This window comes from Gordonia sp. SGD-V-85 (assembly GCF_001456905.1).
GTDB lineage: Bacteria > Actinomycetota > Actinomycetes > Mycobacteriales > Mycobacteriaceae > Gordonia > Gordonia hongkongensis.
In genome coordinates this window covers 1-19,053 of the sequence record NZ_LNQO01000014.1, presented here as the reverse complement: position 1 = coordinate 19,053, position 19,053 = coordinate 1, and the positions used below count along the sequence as shown (strand labels likewise).

General features: G+C 68.4%; 18 protein-coding genes. 8 read left to right on the top strand and 10 right to left on the bottom strand.

Features of this window, described 5'->3' with window-relative positions; genetic code table 11:
• Positions 1 to 26: 26 nt before the first annotated feature.
• The 3 genes from purM to AS181_RS16185 form a co-directional block, all read right to left on the bottom strand.
• A complete protein-coding gene (gene purM / locus AS181_RS16195; RefSeq protein WP_058252592.1) occupies positions 27 to 1,133 on the bottom strand; it encodes a phosphoribosylformylglycinamidine cyclo-ligase in 1,107 nt (368 codons plus the stop codon).
• Positions 1,134 to 1,230: 97 nt separating this feature from the next.
• Complete coding sequence (gene purF, locus AS181_RS16190; protein ID WP_058252591.1) at positions 1,231 to 2,841, bottom strand: amidophosphoribosyltransferase; 1,611 nt, start codon at positions 2,839 to 2,841, stop codon at positions 1,231 to 1,233.
• A gap of 151 nt (positions 2,842 to 2,992) precedes the next feature.
• The gene (locus tag AS181_RS16185; protein WP_058252590.1) at positions 2,993 to 3,400 is read right to left on the bottom strand and encodes a sterol carrier family protein; all 408 of its coding nucleotides are present in this window, start codon (positions 3,398 to 3,400) and stop codon (positions 2,993 to 2,995) included.
• A 55-nt stretch (positions 3,401 to 3,455) separates the two neighbouring features.
• Here AS181_RS16185 and AS181_RS16180 point away from each other — a divergent pair, with 55 nt between their 5' ends.
• Complete coding sequence (locus AS181_RS16180; RefSeq protein ID WP_058252589.1) at positions 3,456 to 4,964, top strand: hypothetical protein; 1,509 nt, start codon at positions 3,456 to 3,458, stop codon at positions 4,962 to 4,964.
• Positions 4,965 to 5,029: 65 nt separating this feature from the next.
• A complete protein-coding gene (ykgO, locus tag AS181_RS24615) occupies positions 5,030 to 5,152 on the top strand; it encodes a type B 50S ribosomal protein L36 (RefSeq protein WP_033205406.1) in 123 nt (40 codons plus the stop codon).
• Positions 5,153 to 5,227: 75 nt separating this feature from the next.
• Here the strand turns inward: ykgO and AS181_RS16175 are convergent, their stop codons facing one another.
• Positions 5,228 to 6,307, bottom strand: a complete 1,080-nt coding sequence (locus tag AS181_RS16175) for an NAD(P)H-dependent amine dehydrogenase family protein (protein ID WP_058252588.1) — start codon at positions 6,305 to 6,307, stop codon at positions 5,228 to 5,230.
• A gap of 80 nt (positions 6,308 to 6,387) precedes the next feature.
• On the opposite strand from AS181_RS16175, the gene AS181_RS16170 reads away from it, so the two are divergent.
• The gene (locus tag AS181_RS16170) at positions 6,388 to 7,314 is read left to right on the top strand and encodes a glycerophosphodiester phosphodiesterase (RefSeq protein WP_058252587.1); all 927 of its coding nucleotides are present in this window, start codon (positions 6,388 to 6,390) and stop codon (positions 7,312 to 7,314) included.
• On the opposite strand, the gene AS181_RS16165 is transcribed toward AS181_RS16170, so the two are convergent.
• The 3 genes from AS181_RS16165 to purL all read right to left on the bottom strand — a co-directional run bounded on the left by AS181_RS16165 (position 7,300) and on the right by purL (position 10,557).
• Positions 7,300 to 7,656, bottom strand: a complete 357-nt coding sequence (locus AS181_RS16165) for a DUF2752 domain-containing protein (RefSeq protein WP_058252677.1) — start codon at positions 7,654 to 7,656, stop codon at positions 7,300 to 7,302. The genes AS181_RS16170 and AS181_RS16165 overlap by 15 nt on opposite strands.
• An 88-nt stretch (positions 7,657 to 7,744) precedes the next feature.
• Positions 7,745 to 8,116: a CD225/dispanin family protein gene (locus AS181_RS16160; protein ID WP_058252586.1), complete on the bottom strand. Its 372-nt coding sequence runs from the start codon at positions 8,114 to 8,116 to the stop codon at positions 7,745 to 7,747.
• 146 nt (positions 8,117 to 8,262) lie between these two features.
• Positions 8,263 to 10,557 (bottom strand): phosphoribosylformylglycinamidine synthase subunit PurL, encoded by a 2,295-nt coding sequence (purL, locus tag AS181_RS16155; RefSeq protein WP_175404345.1) that lies wholly within the window; start codon positions 10,555 to 10,557, stop codon positions 8,263 to 8,265.
• Positions 10,558 to 10,757: 200 nt separating this feature from the next.
• Between purL and eccA the strand changes: the two genes are divergently transcribed.
• The 3 genes from eccA to AS181_RS16140 all read left to right on the top strand — a co-directional run bounded on the left by eccA (position 10,758) and on the right by AS181_RS16140 (position 13,586).
• Positions 10,758 to 12,539, top strand: coding sequence for a type VII secretion AAA-ATPase EccA (eccA, locus tag AS181_RS16150; protein ID WP_058252584.1), 1,782 nt, complete (start codon positions 10,758 to 10,760; stop codon positions 12,537 to 12,539).
• 64 nt (positions 12,540 to 12,603) lie between these two features.
• Positions 12,604 to 13,032 carry a hypothetical protein gene (locus AS181_RS16145; RefSeq protein WP_058252583.1) on the top strand — a complete coding sequence of 143 codons (429 nt, stop codon included), beginning with the start codon at positions 12,604 to 12,606 and terminating at the stop codon, positions 13,030 to 13,032.
• 14 nt (positions 13,033 to 13,046) lie between these two features.
• Positions 13,047 to 13,586, top strand: a complete 540-nt coding sequence (locus AS181_RS16140; protein WP_058252582.1) for a hypothetical protein — start codon at positions 13,047 to 13,049, stop codon at positions 13,584 to 13,586.
• Between the two features lie 12 nt (positions 13,587 to 13,598).
• On the opposite strand, the gene AS181_RS16135 is transcribed toward AS181_RS16140, so the two are convergent.
• The 3 genes from AS181_RS16135 to cysD all read right to left on the bottom strand — a co-directional run bounded on the left by AS181_RS16135 (position 13,599) and on the right by cysD (position 17,274).
• Positions 13,599 to 14,378 (bottom strand): 3'(2'),5'-bisphosphate nucleotidase CysQ, encoded by a 780-nt coding sequence (locus AS181_RS16135; RefSeq protein ID WP_058252581.1) that lies wholly within the window; start codon positions 14,376 to 14,378, stop codon positions 13,599 to 13,601.
• Positions 14,379 to 14,449: 71 nt separating this feature from the next.
• Positions 14,450 to 16,312: an adenylyl-sulfate kinase gene (gene cysC / locus AS181_RS16130; RefSeq protein WP_058252580.1), complete on the bottom strand. Its 1,863-nt coding sequence runs from the start codon at positions 16,310 to 16,312 to the stop codon at positions 14,450 to 14,452.
• Entirely contained in the window at positions 16,312 to 17,274 is a 963-nt protein-coding gene (gene cysD / locus AS181_RS16125) for a sulfate adenylyltransferase subunit CysD (RefSeq protein WP_171011707.1), read from the bottom strand. Before cysD ends, cysC begins: the two co-directional genes overlap by 1 nt.
• A 62-nt stretch (positions 17,275 to 17,336) precedes the next feature.
• Between cysD and AS181_RS16120 the strand changes: the two genes are divergently transcribed.
• Both AS181_RS16120 and AS181_RS16115 read left to right on the top strand, forming a co-directional pair.
• Positions 17,337 to 18,266, top strand: coding sequence for an IclR family transcriptional regulator (locus tag AS181_RS16120; protein ID WP_058252578.1), 930 nt, complete (start codon positions 17,337 to 17,339; stop codon positions 18,264 to 18,266).
• 121 nt (positions 18,267 to 18,387) lie between these two features.
• Entirely contained in the window at positions 18,388 to 18,861 is a 474-nt protein-coding gene (locus AS181_RS16115) for a hypothetical protein (RefSeq protein WP_058252577.1), read from the top strand.
• Positions 18,862 to 19,053: the final 192 nt, after the last annotated feature.

Below are 19,053 nucleotides of genomic sequence, written 5' to 3'. Positions count from 1 at the left end.
TGCGAGAGTTGCGGATTCACCGATCGCTAGAAGCGCGGGTGCTCCCCGAGCAGGGTCACGCGAGAGTCGTTGTCCGAGCGGTCACTCGCGCGCTTGACGGTGCCGAGGACCCAGTTGTCGACGTGCCGTGCCGTCAGCACGGCCTGCGCGCGGTCGGTGTCCTCCGGCGCGACGACCGCCACCATGCCGACGCCCATGTTGAAGGTGCGTTCCATCTCGAGCTGTTCGACCCGGCCGCGCTGACCGATGAGCGCGAAGATCGGGGCCGGCGTCCACGTGTTGCGCTCGAGCTCGGCCACCAGCCCGTTCGGGATCACACGCGCAAGGTTCTCGGCGAGGCCGCCGCCGGTGATGTGCGCGAATGTACGCACGTCAGCCTCGGCGATCAGGGCCAGGCAGTCGCGGGCGTAGATCCGGGTCGGCTCGAGCAGTTCTTCCCCCAGGGTGCGACCGAACTCCTCGACGTGGCCGAACAGGTCCATGTGGCCCCACTCGAGCAGCACCTTGCGGGCGAGCGAATACCCGTTGGAATGCAATCCCGACGACCCCATGCCGATGACGACGTCACCGGCGCGGACGCGGTCCGGGGTGAGCACGTTGTCGGCCTCGACGACACCGACCGCGGTGGCGGACATGTCGTAGTGGTTGTCCTGCATCAGGCCGGGGTGTTCGGCGGTCTCGCCGCCGAGCAGGGCGCAACCGGCTTCGACGCAGCCGTCGGCGATGCCGGCGACGATCTGGGCCACCGTTTCGGGGACCACCTTGCCGACCGCTATGTAGTCCTGCAGGAACAGCGGCTCGGCGCCGCAGACGACCAGGTCGTCGACACACATCGCGACGAGATCGCGGCCGACGGTGTCGTGCTTGTCGATGGCCTGCGCAACGGCGAGCTTGGTGCCGACGCCGTCGCTGGCAGCGGCCAGGACCGGCTCCCGATAGTTGCCCTTGAGTGCGAACAGGCCGGAGAAGCCGCCGATCCCGCCGAGAACCTCCGGGCGAGACGCACGCTTGGCATGGGGCGCGATGAGTTCCACAGCCCGCTCACCGGCGTCGATGTCGACCCCGGCCGCCGCATACGACGCCGGTGTCGAGGTCCCGGCCGTCTCGTCGGCAGCAGCATCCCGCTCCGTCATCACCGCAGCACTCCCGTTCCAGAAAATATCGGTCGAACGTTGTTTCCGGCGTGTTCGCCGACGGGTCATACGGTACCGGAGGGCCTGCGGCACGAAATCAGGGCCGCATGACCGCGCTGACGTTGTCGTTCGGCTGGGTCAGCGGGTCCACCGAGCGGTCGCCGGCCGCGCTCGCCAGCATCTGTTCGAGGACCGCCTTGCCCATCGAGGTCTCCTTGGGCAGCTCGATCGGGTACTTGCCGTCGAAGCACGCAGCGCACAGGCTCGACGCGGCCTGGCCGGTGGAGTTGATCATCTCGTCGATGCTGATGTAGCCCAGCGAATCCGCACCGATGGCCTGGCGGACCCCCTCGACCATCCCGGCCTCGGACTCCATGCCATTGGCGATCAGTTCCGCCGGCGACGCGAAGTCGATCCCGTAGAAACACGGCCACCGGACCGGGCTCGACGCGATGCGGACGTGCACCTCGGCGGCGCCGGCCTCACGCAGCATCCGGATGAGCGCGCGCTGGGTGTTGCCGCGCACGATCGAGTCGTCGACGACGACGAGCCGTTTCCCGCGGATCACCTCGCGCAACGGATTGAGCTTCAGGCGGATACCGAGCTGGCGGATCGTCTGCGACGGCTGGATGAAGGTGCGGCCGACGTAGGCGTTCTTCATCAGTCCCTGGCCGTACGGAATCCCGGATTCCTGGGCGAATCCGACGGCCGCCGGCACGCCCGACTCCGGTACCGGGATGACCAGGTCACCCTCGGCGGGGTGTTCCTTGGCGAGGCGCCGCCCGATCTCGACGCGGGTCGAGTGGACCGAGCGGCCGTGGATCACCGAGTCGGGCCGGGCGAGATAGACGTATTCGAAGACGCACCCGCTGGGGGTCGGCTCGGCGAAGCGCGTGCTGCGCACGCCGTCGGCGTCGATGGCAAGCAGTTCGCCCGGCTCGATGTCGCGGACGAACGACGCGCCGACGATGTCCAGCGCGGCGGTCTCCGATGCGACGACCCAGCCGCGGTCGAGGCGGCCGAGCGACAACGGCCGCACGCCGTGCGGGTCCCGCGCGGCATAGAGCGTGTGCTCGTCCATGAAGGTCAGGCAGAAGGCGCCCTTGAGGGTCGGCAGCAATTCCATCGCGGCCTGTTCGATCGAGCTGTCGGCGGCGCCGTGTGCGAGAAGAGCACCCACGACATCGGAGTCCGAGGTGGCCGCCGAGCTCTTGATCCCCTGCTCCCGCGCACGCGCCGCGAGGTCCGCGGTATTGACGAGGTTGCCGTTGTGGCCCAGCGCGACGCCGGTGCCCGCGTCGGTGGTCCGGAAGATCGGTTGGGAGTTCTCCCAGGTGGTCGAGCCGGTGGTGGAGTATCGGCAGTGCCCGATCGCCACGTGACCACTCATCGCACCGAGGGTCTGCTCGTCGAAGACCTGGCTGACGAGTCCGAGGTCCTTGAACACGACCACCTGGCTGCCGTCGCCGACGGCGATGCCCGCGGCTTCCTGGCCGCGGTGCTGCAGGGCGTAGAGGCCGTAGTAACTCAGCTTGGCGACGTCCTCGCCGGGCGCCCAGACACCGAAGACACCGCATTCCTCACGCGGTTCGTTCTCGGGTTCGTCCAGCGGGGCCGGATCGATCGCACCCGAGCCGCGTGCGGAGCATCCGCCCGCCGGCGTCGTGGCAGCGAGCAGGTTCATGTGGGCGATCGAATGATCAGGCATCGACTAGCTCCCTGGGGCTGCGAATCGGTCCGTCGAGTGGGCTGGGAGACATGCGTGAGTTTACGGGTCGGTCGGCTCCCGATGCGAATCTTCCAGCGGTGTCGACCGGCGGGTCATTCCCGACGCCCCGGTCGAGTGATGCATCACACTCCTACTCCCGGTCGCCCGGCGGGCCGATCGGGATGAGCGGCAGCAGGTCGGCGATGAGCGCCGCGCGATGCCCGGACGCATCCACCAGGCCCGCGGCGAGGGCGTCGTCGTAGGTGAGGACGCCGGCGACGAGGAGCAGCCAGGTCCGCGGCGCCATCTCGACGACGTTCGGCGGCGTTCCGCGGGTGTGACGGGGACCTTCGATGCACTGGACCGCGACGAACGGGGGCACCCGGACCTCGACCGAGTTCCCGGGGGCGAGCTGCTCGAGCGTCCGGGCCGATCGACGGACGGCGTCGGCGAGGGCGGCGCGCCCCGGGGTCGGCACGGTCGGGTCGACGAGCCAGTCCGAGACCGCCAGCACCGCGGCCCGGACCTCGGCGGGGTCCACTCTCCTGCGTGGTGGCACCCTGCCATCTTCGCAAGAGGATTCGTGCCGTTGCGGATCGGGCAGTATTGACCGCATGGGAGCCGAGGTGTCCAAACAGCAGTTCACCGGCGAGGACCGGGTTCGTTTCCGGCGTCAGGTGGGTCGCGGCACGGAAGCGATCGCGCGGATGCTCGCCGACGGGCTGTTCACCGACCAGGGCCGTCCGCCGAAGCCGTTGCTCGGCATGGAGGTCGAACTGAACCTTGTCGACGAGGCCATGCAGCCCGCGATGGCGAACGCCGCCGTCCTCGAGGCGATCGCCGATCCGGACTATCAGACCGAACTCGGCCAGTTCAACATCGAGATCAACGTCTCGCCGCGACCGTTCACGACCGACGACACGATCTCGCTCGAGCAGGCGCTGCGGACGTCCCTCAACCGGGCCGAGCAGCGGGCCGCACAGACGTCGAGCCACCTGGTCATGATCGGCATGTTGCCGACGCTGAAGTCCGAACACTTCGCGCACCACTGGATCTCGGCGAACCCACGCTACGACCTGCTGAACGAGCAGATCTTCGCCGCCCGCGGCGAGGACCTCGAGATCGACATCACCGGTGTCCCGCTGACCGATGGGCACCACACCGAGCACCTGCGCACCTCGACCGATTCGATCCTGCCCGAGGCGGCCTGCACCTCACTACAGCTACACCTGCGGGTCGCGCCGGAAGACTTCGCTTCGCACTGGAATGCGGCACAGGCCATCGCCGGGGTGCAGGTCGCCCTGGCCGGGAACTCGCCGTTCCTCGCCGAGACCGCGTTGTGGCACGAGAGCCGCATCCCGGTCTTCGAGCAGGCCACCGACACCCGGCCGCTGGAGCTGAAGAACCAGGGTGTCCGGCCGCGAGTGTGGTTCGGGGAGCGATGGATCAACACGATCTTCGACCTCTTCGAGGAGAACACGCGCTACTTCCCCGCACTCCTTCCCGTCTGCACCGACACCGACCCGCTCGCCGAACTCGACGACGGACGCATCCCGACCCTCGACGAACTGCGTCTGCACAACGGGACCGTGTACCGCTGGAATCGTCCGGTCTACGACATCCACGAGGGACAGGCCCACCTGCGCGTCGAGAACCGCGTGCTGCCCGCCGGTCCCACGGTCGTCGACACGATGGCCAACGCCGCGTTCTACTACGGCGTCGTCCGGGGCCTCGTCGAATCCGACCGGCCGCTGTGGTCGCGGATGTCGTTCAACGCCGCCGCCGAGAACCTGCAGTCCGGCGCCCGCACCGGCATGGAGTCGCAGCTCTACTGGCCCGACGTCGGCTGGGTGCGACCCGACGAACTCGTCCTGCGCCGACTGCTCGTGCTCGCCGAGGACGGACTGCAGCGGTTCGGCGTTTCCGACAAGGCCCGCAAGCGCTACCTGTCGGTCATCGAGGGCCGGTGCATCTCCCGCCAGACGGGATCGGTCTGGCAACGCCAGGCGGTCGCGGCCCGCGAACGCGCGGGCGAGAGCCGGACACAGGCGCTGCACGGGATGCTCCGCGACTACGTGACCCAGATGCACGAGGGCGAGCCGGTGCACACCTGGGAGGTCTGACACCCGCCTCGGCCCTCGTCGACGGACCTGCTTTAATGGAAACAATTCCCATTAAGGAGGCTCCGTTGAAGGTCCGTGCATCCATCCGGTCGTTGAAGAACCAACCCGGTTCACAAGTGGTCAAGCGCAAGGGGCGCATCTACGTGATCAACAAGGGCAACCCCAGATTCAAGGCACGCCAGGGCTGATCGGAGCGATCCGGTTGCGTTTTGTCCCGGTAACCGGGCCAAAACGCAACGGGATCTGCCAAGCCGGGATGGCGGCTACTTCTGCGCGAACAACCCCCGGCCCGTCACGAGCGGCAGGTCGAGCGCGGTGACCAGGCCGGGTTTCGCATCGACCACCGCCGCAACGGAATTGACCAGTCGCATCGCGGTGACGATCATCCCGGACACGTTGTGGTCGCCGTTCTCACCGTGGTGCCCGAACTCGACGGTCATCTCGGGTTCTCCGGAGATGCTGATGCGATAGCAACCGTCGCCCTCGTGCGGGGTAGGCCAGTCCGGGCATTGGTCGGGATGGGTGCGCGTGTAGTGCTCCAGCACAACGCGATCCACGCCGTCGACCTGGCCGACGACCTCGAAGCGCACCGCGGCCATCGTGCCCTCGGGGATCTCGACGGAGACCGTGGAGTAGTCACGATCGGCCGCCACCCGATCGACGCGTTCGACAAGCGGCTCGTCGAGCACGAGGTCGAGGCCCGCGGCGATCTGTCGCACGACACTCCCCCACCCCATCGACAGGATGCCCGGCGCGAACAGCAGCGGCGTGGCGTCCAGTGGTTGCCCGAAGCCGAACAGGTCTCGCATGACGACCGGCTGGTAGTAGGTCGAGTAGTCGGCGATCTCCTGACAGCGGATCTCGTCGATGCGCTGGGAGAGACTCGTCATCGCCAGCGGCAGTGCGTCATTCGCGAAACCCGGGTCGATGCCGTTGACGTGGAGGCTCGCGCCACCCGCCGCACCCGCGGCGGCGATCCGGTCCAGCAGCGAGTCCGGCAGGATGCCGTTGGGGAACTGCAGGACCACCGGCCCGCTCGACACCACATTGATCCCGTTCTCGACGAAGAAGATCAGATCCTCGATCGACTCCATGACGCGGTCGTCGGTCATCGCGGTGTGCACGATGCAGTCGGGTTTCAGGGCGATCAGCGCGTCGCGGTCGCCGGTCGCCGCGACACCCAGCTCACGGTCGAGACCGGCGAGTTCGCCGGCGTCCTTGCCGACCTTGGCGGGGTCGGACACCCACACGCCCACGAGTTCGAGGTCGGGCCGGGCGTCGATCCCGGCGATGGCATGTCGTCCGACGGTTCCGGTCGACCACTCGACCACGCGCAATGTCATGCGATCCAAACTAGAACACGTTCCAACTTCGGCGTGACGATTCGGCGAGATGCATCGCTAAGGTCGGGAGGGTGACTGCCATGTCGCCCCCGGACCCCACGCCCGCTCCGATCCACATCGACCACGACGGCCATCGGACGATGCTCAAGTGGCACCGGGGCCGACGGCGCGCCGACGACACGGCGTTCACCTCGACCCGGATCGTCGAGGGCATGCGGCTCGGCGCGAGTATCGAGATCGATCTGGTGATCCACGCCGAGCGCGGTTTCGCCGTCCTGCACGACCGCACGGTCGACCACGCCACCACCGGCACCGGCGCGGTGTCGGCGCTCCCGGCGTCGTATCTGCGGGAACTGTCCCTGCGGGACAACCGCGGCCGGCCCGTCGACGAGCACGTCCTCCTGCTCGAGGACCTGACCGAACTCTTCGACGGCGTCGACATCGCGCCCACCGCATCCCTCCAGCTCGACTTCAAGGAGGACGACGCCGCGCTCGATCCCGAGGCGGTGGCGGTGTTCGCCCGCAGTGTCGCACCGCACGCTCGCCACTACATCCTGTCGTGCGGCGACGCCGCGGCGGTCGACACGTTGACCTCGGCCGCACCGGGCATCCGGATCGGTTACGACCCTTGCCACCACGGTGCCGCCGACGCAGCGATCCGCTCCGGGGACTTCGACGGCTTCGTCGAGCGCGCGGTGGCGGCATCGCCGGAAGCAGAGATGGTGTACCTGGAGAACCGGCTGATACTGGCGGCCGACCACCGCGGCCACGACCTGATCGGCGCGTTCCACGAGCGCGGTCGGCTCGTCGACGGGTACACGGTGACGCGGGTCGGACCGCGCGTCATCCCGGACATCAGGCGACTGCTGGAGTTACGGGTCGACCAGATCACGACCGATGATCCCGAGGCCCTGGCGACGCTCGACCTCGATGCCCCCGCACGTGATTCCGGTTCGCGGCTGGTGCGCTGGATCCGCGGCAGCAGCCGACGCTCAGACGTGCAGTGACCGGAACGGTTCGACAGGGATGTTGCGGACGACGAACCAGGCCAGCACGACCACCAACACGACGACCCCGGAGTAGCGGAGGTGCTGCCAGCTGCGAACCCGGCGGCCGGTCCACAGTCGCAGGCAGTACGCGCCGAAAGCGAAGAGCAGCAACCCCATCGCGAGCACGCCGAGGGCGTTGTAGTGCAGCGCCGCCGGGACATCGCCGTGCAGCAGCGAGTAGATCGCCCGCAACGACCCGCAGCCCGGGCACGTCACCCCGAAGATCAGCTTGGTCGGACAGACCGGCAGGGCACCGCCCGGTGTCGTCGGATCGGCGAACCACACGGCCGCGCAGACCATCCCGGTCCCGGCGACGACCGTCGCCGGACCGAGGTACCGATGCTTCGAAAGGGCCGACACCCGTCCGAGGACGGCCCTCTCGAAACGCTCAGTACGTGGACGTGGACGCGGAGGCGCCGAGGAGGATGACGAAGAGGACGACATAGACGATGATGATCAGGACCCAGATGATGACCGACGAGATCGCACTCCACATCGCCCACTTCTTCGCCTCGTCGGCCGCCTTCTGCGCACCGGCGTAGTCGCCGGCGGCCCACAGCTTGCTGACCGAGGTCGACTTCACGATCGACACGATCCCGAGCGGCAGACAGCAGAGCACCGTGGACAGGATCGCCCACACGAGGTTGTTGTCCGGTTCCGGGCCGGCCGGATTCCCGCCCGGGAACCCGCCGTACGGCTGCTGTCCGTAGCCACCCGCGCCGTAGTTCGGCGGCTGGTTCGGATCATTGGGGTAGCTCATCTGCGCCCTTTCGACTCGGTCAGAGAACTCCAGGAGCGTAACCGTTCGTCACCGGGCGCGACATGCCTGGAAACGATATTGATTCCATTGACATACAACGGAATCCTCGCAGGCCGGACCGTTGCGCGATGCAACTAGGCCGTCCTCTAGACCGTGTCGCCGAACAACCTCGGGAGGGTGCCCTCGTGCGCCTCACGGAGTTCGGCGAGGGGCACCGAGAAGTAGTCCTGGACCTCGACGGCGTCGCTGCCCTGGTCGACCACACCGATGCGTGTCCACGGCATCGAACGCGCGTCGAGCATGGCGGTGAACCGCGATTCCTCGGTGCGCGGGACCGCCACGAGCACGCGCCCGGCAGACTCGGAGAACAGCCAGACGAACGGGTTGGCGTCCTCGGGCAGCAGGACGCGGCAGCCGGTCTCGCCGGCCAGGGCCGCCTCGACGACGGTCTGGATGAGGCCGCCCTCGCTGAGATCGTGTGCCGCGGAGATCAATCCGTCGCGGGACGATGCGGACAGGATATCGGCGAGCAGACGTTCGCGTTCGAGGTCGACCTGCGGCGGGACGCCACCGAGGTGGTCGTGACTGACCTGGGCCCAGATCGAGCCGTCGAATTCGTCGCGGGTCTCACCGAGCAGGATGAGTGTCTCACCGGGTTCGGTTCCGATGCCGGTCGGGATGCGGCGGTGCACATCGTCGATGACGCCGAGGACGCCCACGACCGGGGTCGGCAGGATGGCCGTCGCGCCCGTCTGGTTGTAGAAGCTCACGTTGCCGCCGGTGACCGGGATGCCGAGCTGGGCGCAGCCGTCGGCGAGTCCCCGGACCGCCTGCTGGAACTGCCACATCACCGCCGGGTCCTCCGGGGAACCGAAGTTGAGGCAGTTGGTCACGGCCTTCGGCGTCGCCCCGGACACCGCGACGTTGCGGTAGGCCTCAGCGAGCGCGAGCTGCGCGCCGCGGTAGGGATCGAGGAAGGTGTAGCGCCCCGACGCGTCGGTCGCCAGCGCGATGCCGCGTCCGGTCTCCTCGTCGATGCGGATCATCCCCGAGTCCGCATGCTCGGCGAGGACGGTGTTGCCGCGCACGTAGCGGTCGTACTGGTCGGTGATGAACTTGCGGCTGCACAGCGCGGGCGAGGCGAGCATGGCCAGCAGCGTCTCGCGCAACTGGTCGGGTGTGCTCGGGCGCTGCAGCGGTTCGGTCGTCGACGCGATGACCGTGTCCTGCCAGTCGGGACGGGCGACCGGACGCTCGTAGACCGGACCGTCATGGGCGACGGTGCGCGGCGGCACGTCGACGACGGTCTCGCCGTGCCAGGTGATGACCAGCTGATCGCCGTCGGTGACCTCGCCGATGACGGTCGCGAGCACATCCCACTTGCGGCAGACCTCGAGGAATTTCTCGACGTTGTCCGGGGTCACGACGGCACACATGCGTTCCTGCGACTCGCTGGAGAGCACCTCCGCCGGGGTCATGCCCTCGGCGCGCATCGGCACCTTCTCCAGGTCGATGTGCATGCCGCCGTCACCGGCTGCGGCGAGTTCGCTCGTGGCACAGGACAATCCGGCACCGCCGAGATCCTGGATGCCCACGACGAGTCCGGCGTGGTAGAGCTCGAGGCAGCACTCGATGAGCACCTTCTCGGTGAACGGGTCGCCGACCTGGACGCTGGGCAGCTTCTTGCGGTTCGGACCCGAGCCCTCGGAATCGTCGAACGTCTCCGATGCCAGCACCGAGACACCACCGATGCCGTCGAGCCCGGTGCGTGCACCGAACAGGATGATCTTGTTGCCCGCGCCCGAGGCGAAGGCCAGGTGCAGGTCCTCGGTGCGCAGCACGCCCGCGCACAGCGCGTTGACGAGCGGGTTGCCCGCGTAGCTGGCGTCGAAGACGGTCTCACCGCCGACGTTCGGCAGGCCCAGGGAGTTGCCGTAGCCACCCACGCCGCGCACCACACCGTCGACGACGCGCCGGGTGTCCGGGGCGTCGGCCGGGCCGAAGCGCAGCTGATCCATGACCGCGATCGGGCGGGCGCCCATGGCCATGATGTCGCGCACGATGCCACCGACTCCGGTGGCGGCGCCCTGGTACGGCTCGACGTAGCTCGGGTGGTTGTGCGATTCGACCTTGAAGGTCACCGCCCATCCGTCGCCGATGTCGACGACGCCGGCGTTCTCGCCGATGCCGGCCAGCATGCTCGCGCGCATCTCGTCGGTGGTGGTCTCACCGAAGTAGCGCAGGTGCACCTTCGACGACTTGTAGCTGCAGTGCTCGGACCACATGACCGAGTACATGGCGAGCTCCGCGTCGGTGGGCCGGCGACCCAGGATCTCGCGGATGCGCGCGTACTCGTCGTCCTTGAGACCGAGTTCGCGGAAGGGTTGCGGATGGTCCGGGGTCTGGGCAGCGGCTGAGACGGTATCCACCTGGGCACTCACCCGGACAAGTCTAGGCGTGCGCGGGCGGTTGCGGCCGCCGGGGCGCCTCGGGTGCGCACCCTGGGAGATCTGCGACGGATGTCACGCCGGTCTAGCGATACTCTGTCTCCGGCGACCGCCCCCAGGGTGTGTCGTCGTGGTACCCGGGGAGAACGGTTCGGGGTCGGTGTGCGCCGATGGGACGACACAGGGGGAAAACGATGGCCGATGTCCGCAAGGCGAGGGCACTCTTCGAACTCGGCGTCCTGTCCCTGAACATCCCCGTCGAAGGTCAGGAACCGGTCGACAATCCCGCGCAGGCCGCCAAGGCCTTCACCCGTGCGACCGAATGGGACCCGGCCCTGGGCGACGCCTGGATCGGCCGGCTGGCCTGCGGCGACAGCAGCAACGAGGTCCTCCTGGGCCTCTATCGTGCCCGCGGGTCGATCGGCGCGGAGCAGCGCCGGCTCGGGCTCCCGCCCGGCACGATCGCGGGACGCTGGTACACCGGGATGCTGATCGACTTCCCGGCGTCGAATGCCGTCGAGGCGACCGCGGCCTACGCGGCCAGCCTGGTCCGCGGCGCTGACTTCGCCGGTGCGGAAGAGGTCCTCGACGAGGTACCCCCGGCGCACCGCGTGCCGATCGTGGATTTCGTCCGCGCGTTCCTGCACTTCGCCACCCAGCGCTGGCCCGACGTCCTGACCTCGCTGACCAGGTCCGACCGGTGGAACGACCCGTACATGCAGGCCGTCGCCGACTTCATGGCCGGGACGTCGTGCGTGCATCTCGGCATGTACGGCGAGGGCATGCGGCGCCTGCAGAACGCGGTCGACGGCCCGATCCCGTCCTGTTCGACGCAGGCGATCTTCGTCTACGGCCTCGCGCTGCGCGAGCAGGGTCACGAGGAGAAGGCGAAGTCGATGTTCGAGCAGGCCTACGCCCGTGACCCGTCGCTGACCGGCGCGGCCGACGCCATCCGGTCGCCCTCCTACCGGATGCCACCCACGACGCCCGAGCAGATCGCCGAGCGCACCGACCGGTGGGACCCGAAGTCGGTGCCCGATCGCGCCGAGACCCTGGTGTCGACCTCTGGGGACCCCGCTGAACAGAATTCGCTGGTGACCGAGGCGCAACGGGAACTGGCCGAACAGATCGGGCTCGAGTCGGTCAAGCAGCAGGTGGCCAAACTGCAGTCCACCGCGACCCTGGCGAAGGTCCGCGCCGACCGCGGGCTGTCGACGTCGGCACGCAGCCTGCACCTGGCTTTCACCGGACCACCCGGCACCGGCAAGACGACCGTCGCTCGCATCGTCGCCAAGATCTACTGCGGCCTCGGCTTCATCAAGTCCGACAAGGTCGTCGAGGCCACCCGCCGCGACATGGTCGGTGAACACCTCGGCAGCACCGCCATCAAGACCGCGGCGCTCATCGACTCCGCGATGGACGGCGTCCTGTTCATCGACGAGGCGTACACGCTCATCCAGCAGGGGCTGTCCGGCGGCGACGCGTTCGGCCGCGAGGCGGTCGACACCCTGCTGGCCCGGATGGAGGACGACCGTGACCGGCTGGTCGTGATCATCGCCGGCTACGACGCCGAGATCGATCGGTTCCTCGCCTCCAACGACGGACTGGCGTCGCGCTTCGCGCGCCGGGTGCGGTTCGACTCCTACACTCCCGACGAGCTCGCCCGCATCGCCGATTTCATTGCGCGCAAACGCGATTCGTCCTTGACCCGGGAGGCGATGGTCGAGATCGAACAGGCGTGCGCTCCCCTCTACCACGACGTCCGCGAGCATCAGGGCACCGCGCGGCGCGCCACCGATCTCGCCGGCAACGGCCGCTTCATCCGCAACATCATCGAGGCGGCCGAGGAGGAGCGCGAGTTCCGGCTCAGCACCGCAGGCGACTTCGACTCACTCAGCCAGGACGACCTGATGCGCATCGAGACCACGGATGTCCGGGCCGCCATCTCGGGCGTGCTCTCCGGCCTCATGCGCTGACCGCGCCCCATCCCATCCCGCACCACCGGGTCACCACCCGGACCGCTTCCCGAGGAGTTCAGTGATGTCTGTTCCCGCCCGCCGATCCCGCCCAGCCGAGCTGGCCGCGGGCCTGTCGATGGCCGCGATGATGATGCTGGCGATCGGTGCGTGTTCGTCCGACGACGCCGCGCCCGCGCCTTCATCCGACAGCGCGGTCCCGACCACGAGCGCCACCGAGACGAGCAGCCCTGCCACATCTGCGGACAGCAGCCGGGCCAGTGCGTCACCGTCGCGCGTCTCCGAGTCCGGTTCCGACACCGGGTCCGGCTCCGCGTCGACCATGACGTGCACGGAGTTCCGCGAACTCGACGATGCCCGGCGGGCGGCGGTCCTGACCGACCTGGACGTGACCGACAATGTCCAGCACGTGGCCACCGTGGCGGCGACGGTCTGCCTGACGCGGCCCGACGACACCATCGCCGCTGTCGTCGCCGAACTCCTCCCGCGCTGATAGTTTCACCGGGTATGAGCAACAGTCCGTGGACCCTGCTGCACGGGCCGCTGTTCACTCGGGACAGCCCGCTCGAACGCAAGCACGCCGCGCCGCGCATCAGTGCCTACATCTACGGCAACATCCTGATCTTGGCCGTGCTCATCCCGTTGCACGTCGAGGACGACTTCGTCGGTATCGCGATCCTCGCGGGCACCGCCGCGTCGACCTTCATCGCGCACGTCTTCGCCGAGGGCGTCGCCCGGCGCGTGTCCGACGGCAAGGTCGAGCCGACGCGATCGGAGGTACTCGGTCATCTCCGCGACTCGGTGCCGATCCTGACCTCGGCGCTCCTACCTTGCGCGATCCTGCTGCTCGGTCTGATCGGCTGGATCGAGCCCCGCACCGCCCAGCTCGTCGCGGAGATCGTGATCCTCCTGCGCATCGGCGGCACGGTCTTCGTCATCGACCGGCTCAACAACGAACGACCGAGTCGGGCAACGCTGTTCAGCTCCGGCGCGGTCACGCTGGTGGCGACCGTGATCGTCGCGATCAAGGTCGTGGTCACGCACTGAGGCGCTCGGACGTCAGCCGCCGGCACCCTCGGTGGTGACAGTGAGGATCGCCTCGGTGAACTCCGGCCGGCAGATGACGAGGTCGGGCAGGTAGGTGTCCTCGTTGTTGTAGACGAGGGGCGAACCGTCGATCCGCCCGCACCACAGACCCTTCGCCTTCGCGACGGCGACCGGCGCGGCCGAATCCCACTCGTATTGACCGCCCGCATGGACGTAGGCGTCGGCCTCGCCGCGCACCACCGCCATCGCCTTGGCCCCGGCGGAACCCATGGGCAGCACCTCGCCGGCCATCGCCGCGGCCACCTCGTCGGCGAACGCCGGTGGGCGCGAACTGCTCACGACGACGCGCGGGACCCCGGTCCGGGGCCGGGACGCCAGGCCTTCCACGGGCTCGACGGTGGAACCGTCGTCGAGGTAGGTCACCCCGAGGGCCGGCAAGGCGACCGCACCGGCGATCAGCCCGTCGTCGGCCGACCACAGCGCGACGTGCACGGCCCAGTCGCTGCGGCCCCCGCCGGGTTCGTAGGTGCCGTACTCACGCGTGCCGTCGACCGGGTCGATGATCCACACGCGCGACGCCGACAGCCGCGACTTGTCGTCGGCCGACTCCTCGGACAGCACCGCATCGTCCGGCCGCTCCTGTGCGAGACGCCCGAGGATGAACTCGTCGGACCGGCGGTCGCCCTCCTGACCGAGCTCTTTGCCCGTCAATCCGCTGGAGCGTCGGATGTCGAGCAGGAGTTCACCTGCGGCGGTGGCCAGTTCACCGGCCAGGGCACGATCGTCGGTCACGGGGTTTCCTCTCGGTCGGGATACCGGTGGCAGGACGCGGCGCTTCGCGCCGGACGGCTATGAGGCTGCGCTCACAGACCCAGGTTACGCAGCACCAGGTCGGCGACCTCGGAAGGCGGGCCGTCGTCGGGGGTGATGTGCAGATCCGGGTCGGACGGACGCTCGTAGGGCGAGTCGATGCCGGTGAACTGACTGATCTCCCCCCGCCGCGCGCGGTCGTACAGCCCCTTCGGGTCGCGTCGTTCGCATTCGGCGAGCGGGGTGTCGACGAAGATCTCGTAGAACGGCAGCCCGCGCTCGGCGTGGATCTCCCGGGCCCGCTGCCGTTCCTCGGCGAACGGGCTGATGAGCGAGACGATCGCCACCGAACCCGAATCGGCGAACAGCGCCGCCACCTCGCTGGTCCGGCGGATGTTCTCCCGGCGGTCGTCGTCGGAGAAGCCCAGATCCGAGTTCAGGCCGTGCCGCAGGTTGTCCCCGTCCATCAGGTACGCCGGACGCCCCTCGGCGACGAAGCGCCGCTCGAGTTCGACCGCCAGCGACGACTTCCCGGAGCCGGACAGACCGGTCAGCCAGATCGTCGCGCCGCGGTGCGCACGGTGCTCACGCCCGACCTTCGTCGCCTGCCAGACGACATGACTGTCGTGACTCACCGGCGCCGTGATCATCCCCGCACCGACGGTCCGGTTGGTCGCCTCGTCGATCAGGATGAAGCTGCCCGTGTCGCGGTTGCGCCGGTACGAGTCGAAGGTCACCGGCTCCTGGGTGTGCAGGGTGACGCGCCCGATCTCGTTGAGCGACAATCCCTCCGCGTCCTCGTCGCGGTGCAGCGAGTTGACGTCGAGGCGATAGTTGAGCCCGTTGACCTGCGCGCGGGTCAACCGGGTTCCGCAGAGCAGCTGATAACGGTTGCCCGGTCGCAGTTCGGCGTCGTCGGCGAACCAGCACACCATCGCGTCCAGGTCGCGTCCCACGTACGGCCGGTTGTTGGGGCGGGCCAGCATGTCGCCGCGCACGATGTCGATCTCGTCGGCGAGTTCGACGGACACTGCCATCGACGCGAAGGCCTCGTCGACCGGCTGGCCGCCGGGCGCCCAGATCTCGGTGATGGTCGTGCTGAAACCGCTGGGCAGGACGACGATCTCGTCGCCCTTGGCGAGTACACCGCCGGCAACGGTGCCCGCGTAGGCGCGGTGGTCGGCGCCGTCGCTGCGCTGCGGCCGGATCACGTACTGGACGGGCAGACGGGTGTCGATCAGGTTGCGGTCGGAGGCGATGTAGACGTGCTCGAGGTGATTCAGCAGCGGACGCCCCTCGTACCACGGCATGGCCACGGACTGCTCGACGACGTTGTCGCCCCGCAGCGCCGACACCGGGATGAAGGTCAGGTCGACGACGTTGAGCTTGGTCGCGAAATCGACGAAGTCCGCGCAGATCTCGTCGAATCGCTCCTGCGACCAGTCGACGAGGTCCATCTTGTTCACGCAGACCGTCAGATGCGGGATGCCGAGCAACGACGACAGGAAGGCGTGCCGCCGCGTCTGCTCCAGCACGCCCTTGCGGGCGTCGACGAGGATCATCGCGAGATCGGCGGTGGAGGCGCCGGTCACCATGTTGCGCGTGTACTGCACGTGCCCCGGGGTGTCGGCGATGATGAATTTCCTTCTGGGCGTGGCGAAGTACCGGTAGGCGACGTCGATCGTGATGCCCTGCTCGCGTTCGGCGCGCAAGCCGTCCGTGAGCAACGCGAGGTTCGCGTACTCGTCCCCGCGCTCGGCGCTGGTGCGCTCGATCGACTCGAGCTGATCGGTGAAGATCGCCTTCGAGTCGTAGAGGAGCCGACCGATGAGTGTCGACTTGCCGTCGTCCACCGAGCCCGCGGTCGCCAGACGCAGCAACTCGGTCGCGCCGCCGGCTGCGATGAGGTCGCCCATCAGAAGTAGCCTTCCTTCTTGCGGTCTTCCATCCCCGACTCGGAGATCCGGTCGTCGGCGCGCGTGGCGCCCCGCTCGGTCAGCCTCGTCACCTCGATCTCTTCGATCACCTTCATCACGTCGTCGGCGCCCGACAGCACGCAACCGGTGCACGTGGCGTCACCGACGGTGCGGAACCGGACCGTCTCGGTCCGCACCTCCTCACCCGGGAGCTCCTGCAGGAAGCGGGTTTTCGCGAGCAGCATGCCGTCGCGCGGGATGACCTCGCGCTGGTGCGCGTAGTAGATCTCGGGTAGATCGATGTCCTCCGCCGCGATGTACTGCCAGATGTCGAGTTCGGTCCAGTTCGACAACGGGAAGACCCGGATGTGCTCGCCCTTGGCGTGCCGTCCGTTGTACAGCCGCCACAGTTCGGGCCGCTGCTCGCGGGGGTTCCATGCGCCGAACTCGTCTCGGAAGCTGAACACGCGCTCCTTCGCGCGCGCCTTCTCCTCGTCGCGCCGGGCGCCGCCGAAGACCGCGTCGAATCGGTTCTCGGTGATGCCGCGCAACAGCGCGGCTGTCTGCAGCCGGTTGCGGCTGGCCCCCGGCCCGGTCTGTTCGACGACCCGTCCCGCATCGATGTCGTCCTGCACGGAACTGACGAGCAGGCGAACCCCGGTCTCGGCGACCACGCGATCGCGGTACTCGATCACTTCGTCGAAGTTGTGCCCGGTGTCGACGTGCATGAGCGGGAACGGGATCGGCGCCGGCCAGAAGGCCTTGCGGGCCAGATGGAACATCACCACCGAGTCCTTACCGCCGGAGAACAGCAGCACCGGACGCTCGAAGGTCGCGGCGACCTCGCGGAAGATGTGCACCGATTCGGCCTCGAGCGCCGCGAGATGCGAGAGCTCATAACCGTGATGACGACGACGCCGGTCCTCGGTGTCGTCGGGACGACGTCCGTCGTCGGCGTCGATGGTGATGGCCACCGGAGCAACCCCCTTGACATGTCGAATATTCGACACTATGTGTTGACAATGTGACACAAACCGTAGGTGACTTCTCCGACGCACGTCAACCGGCACGTGCGGCGTCGCCACCGACCGCCCGGGTCGTCCGCATCGTCGAACTCCTCGCCGACGCCGAACAACCGGCGCTGACGCTGGCCGAGATCGTGCGTCAGACCTCGATGTCGCGCGCCACCGCGCACGCCGTAGTCTCCGAACTCGTCGACTGCGGATGGCTGATCCGGGACCCGTCGGCCGGCACCTTCGGCGTCGGACCGGCCTTCGTCGGCCTCGTCCGGAACGCCGACGGCGCGGACCACCTCGTACGGTGGGCGGCGTCGGCGGCGCGCGACCTGTGCGAACGGTTCGACGTCCCCTGTTTCGTCGCCCGACGGACCTCGGCCGACGCGGTGACCCTGGCGTCGCACGCCTTTCCGCCCCACCTGGCACCGGAAACCGCGCAGCATCCCTGGTTGCGCAACGGCAGCCGCATCCGGCTCCGCCCGCCGATCTGTCGGGAGTTCATCGCCTTCGACCCGGACGACGCCCGGTCGAACTGGATCGGCCAGGCCGCCGAGTCCACCCGCACCCGGCTGGGCATGGTGCTCGACGTCGTCGCCGAACGCGGCTACTCGATCGAGCGCATGACCGACGACCACGTGGCGATGATCGAGGCCCTGAGCTCCCTCGACACCATGTCGGACACCCTGCGCGCGCGGGTCGGCGACCTGCTCACCGAGCTGTCGGTCATCGATTACCTGCCCGAGGAGATCGACGCCTGCGCGGCCGACGGCACGGGGGTACCCGTGGTCACCATCGGCGCCCCCGTCTTCGACTCCGCCCGTCGGGTGGTCGCGGCGATCGTCGCCTGCCCGAACACCACCCTCGACGTCGACGAAGTGCGCCGACTCGGCGAGGCCACGCGTGCTGCCGCCGACGGCATCTCGAGTCATCTCAGCTGAGGGGCGGGTCGACCGAACGAATGAACACTGCGCCCGGAAATACCCACGAAACGGACTTCCTGCGGAAAACTGACCGGTGATCACGACACGTCACCGTCGCCACCAGCAAGGGAGTCGAGATATGCCCAGCACCAAGACGATCACCCGGTTGGCCGCCGCCGCCATCGCTCTGACCTCGGCTGCCGGACTCGGCGTCGCGGCCACCGGCGACGCGAACGCGGTGTCCCGCGAGTATCCGCTGTCGACCTGCGTGGGCCTGAGCCCGAACGTCGTCGACGTCCCGTTCCTGGCTCGACGCACGATCGTGAGCACGTATGCCGGCAACGCCTACATCGCTGCCGACTTCACCAGCTACTTTCCCGGCGGCTACCAGTCCTCGGCCCGCCTGGACTGGCACAACCTGGCCACCGGCAAGCGCGGCTCGAAGGTCAGCAACGTCCGCGTGAACCCGCCGTACCAGGGCGTCCACTACTTCGTGATCCCCGTCAACCAGATCGGCAAGGGCCGGGTGAACGTGACCTTCAGCGCGGTCAACCGGAACGCGCTCTGGAGCGTGCCGTCCACGAGCTGCAGCGGGAGCATCGTCATCCCCTGAGCCGGACCGCCACCGATGACTTCCGGCGGCACCCTGCTCAATCCGGATCCACACCCACTGGTCCCTGATCCGAAAGAAGCGACCCCATTGCTCCCTGAGGTGTGAGGAGCGATAGCGACGAGCCACGAAGGGCCTGGTGAGACAGGTTGCGGAGCCCTTCGTGGCTCGCTTCGCTCGCACCTCAGGGAGCAG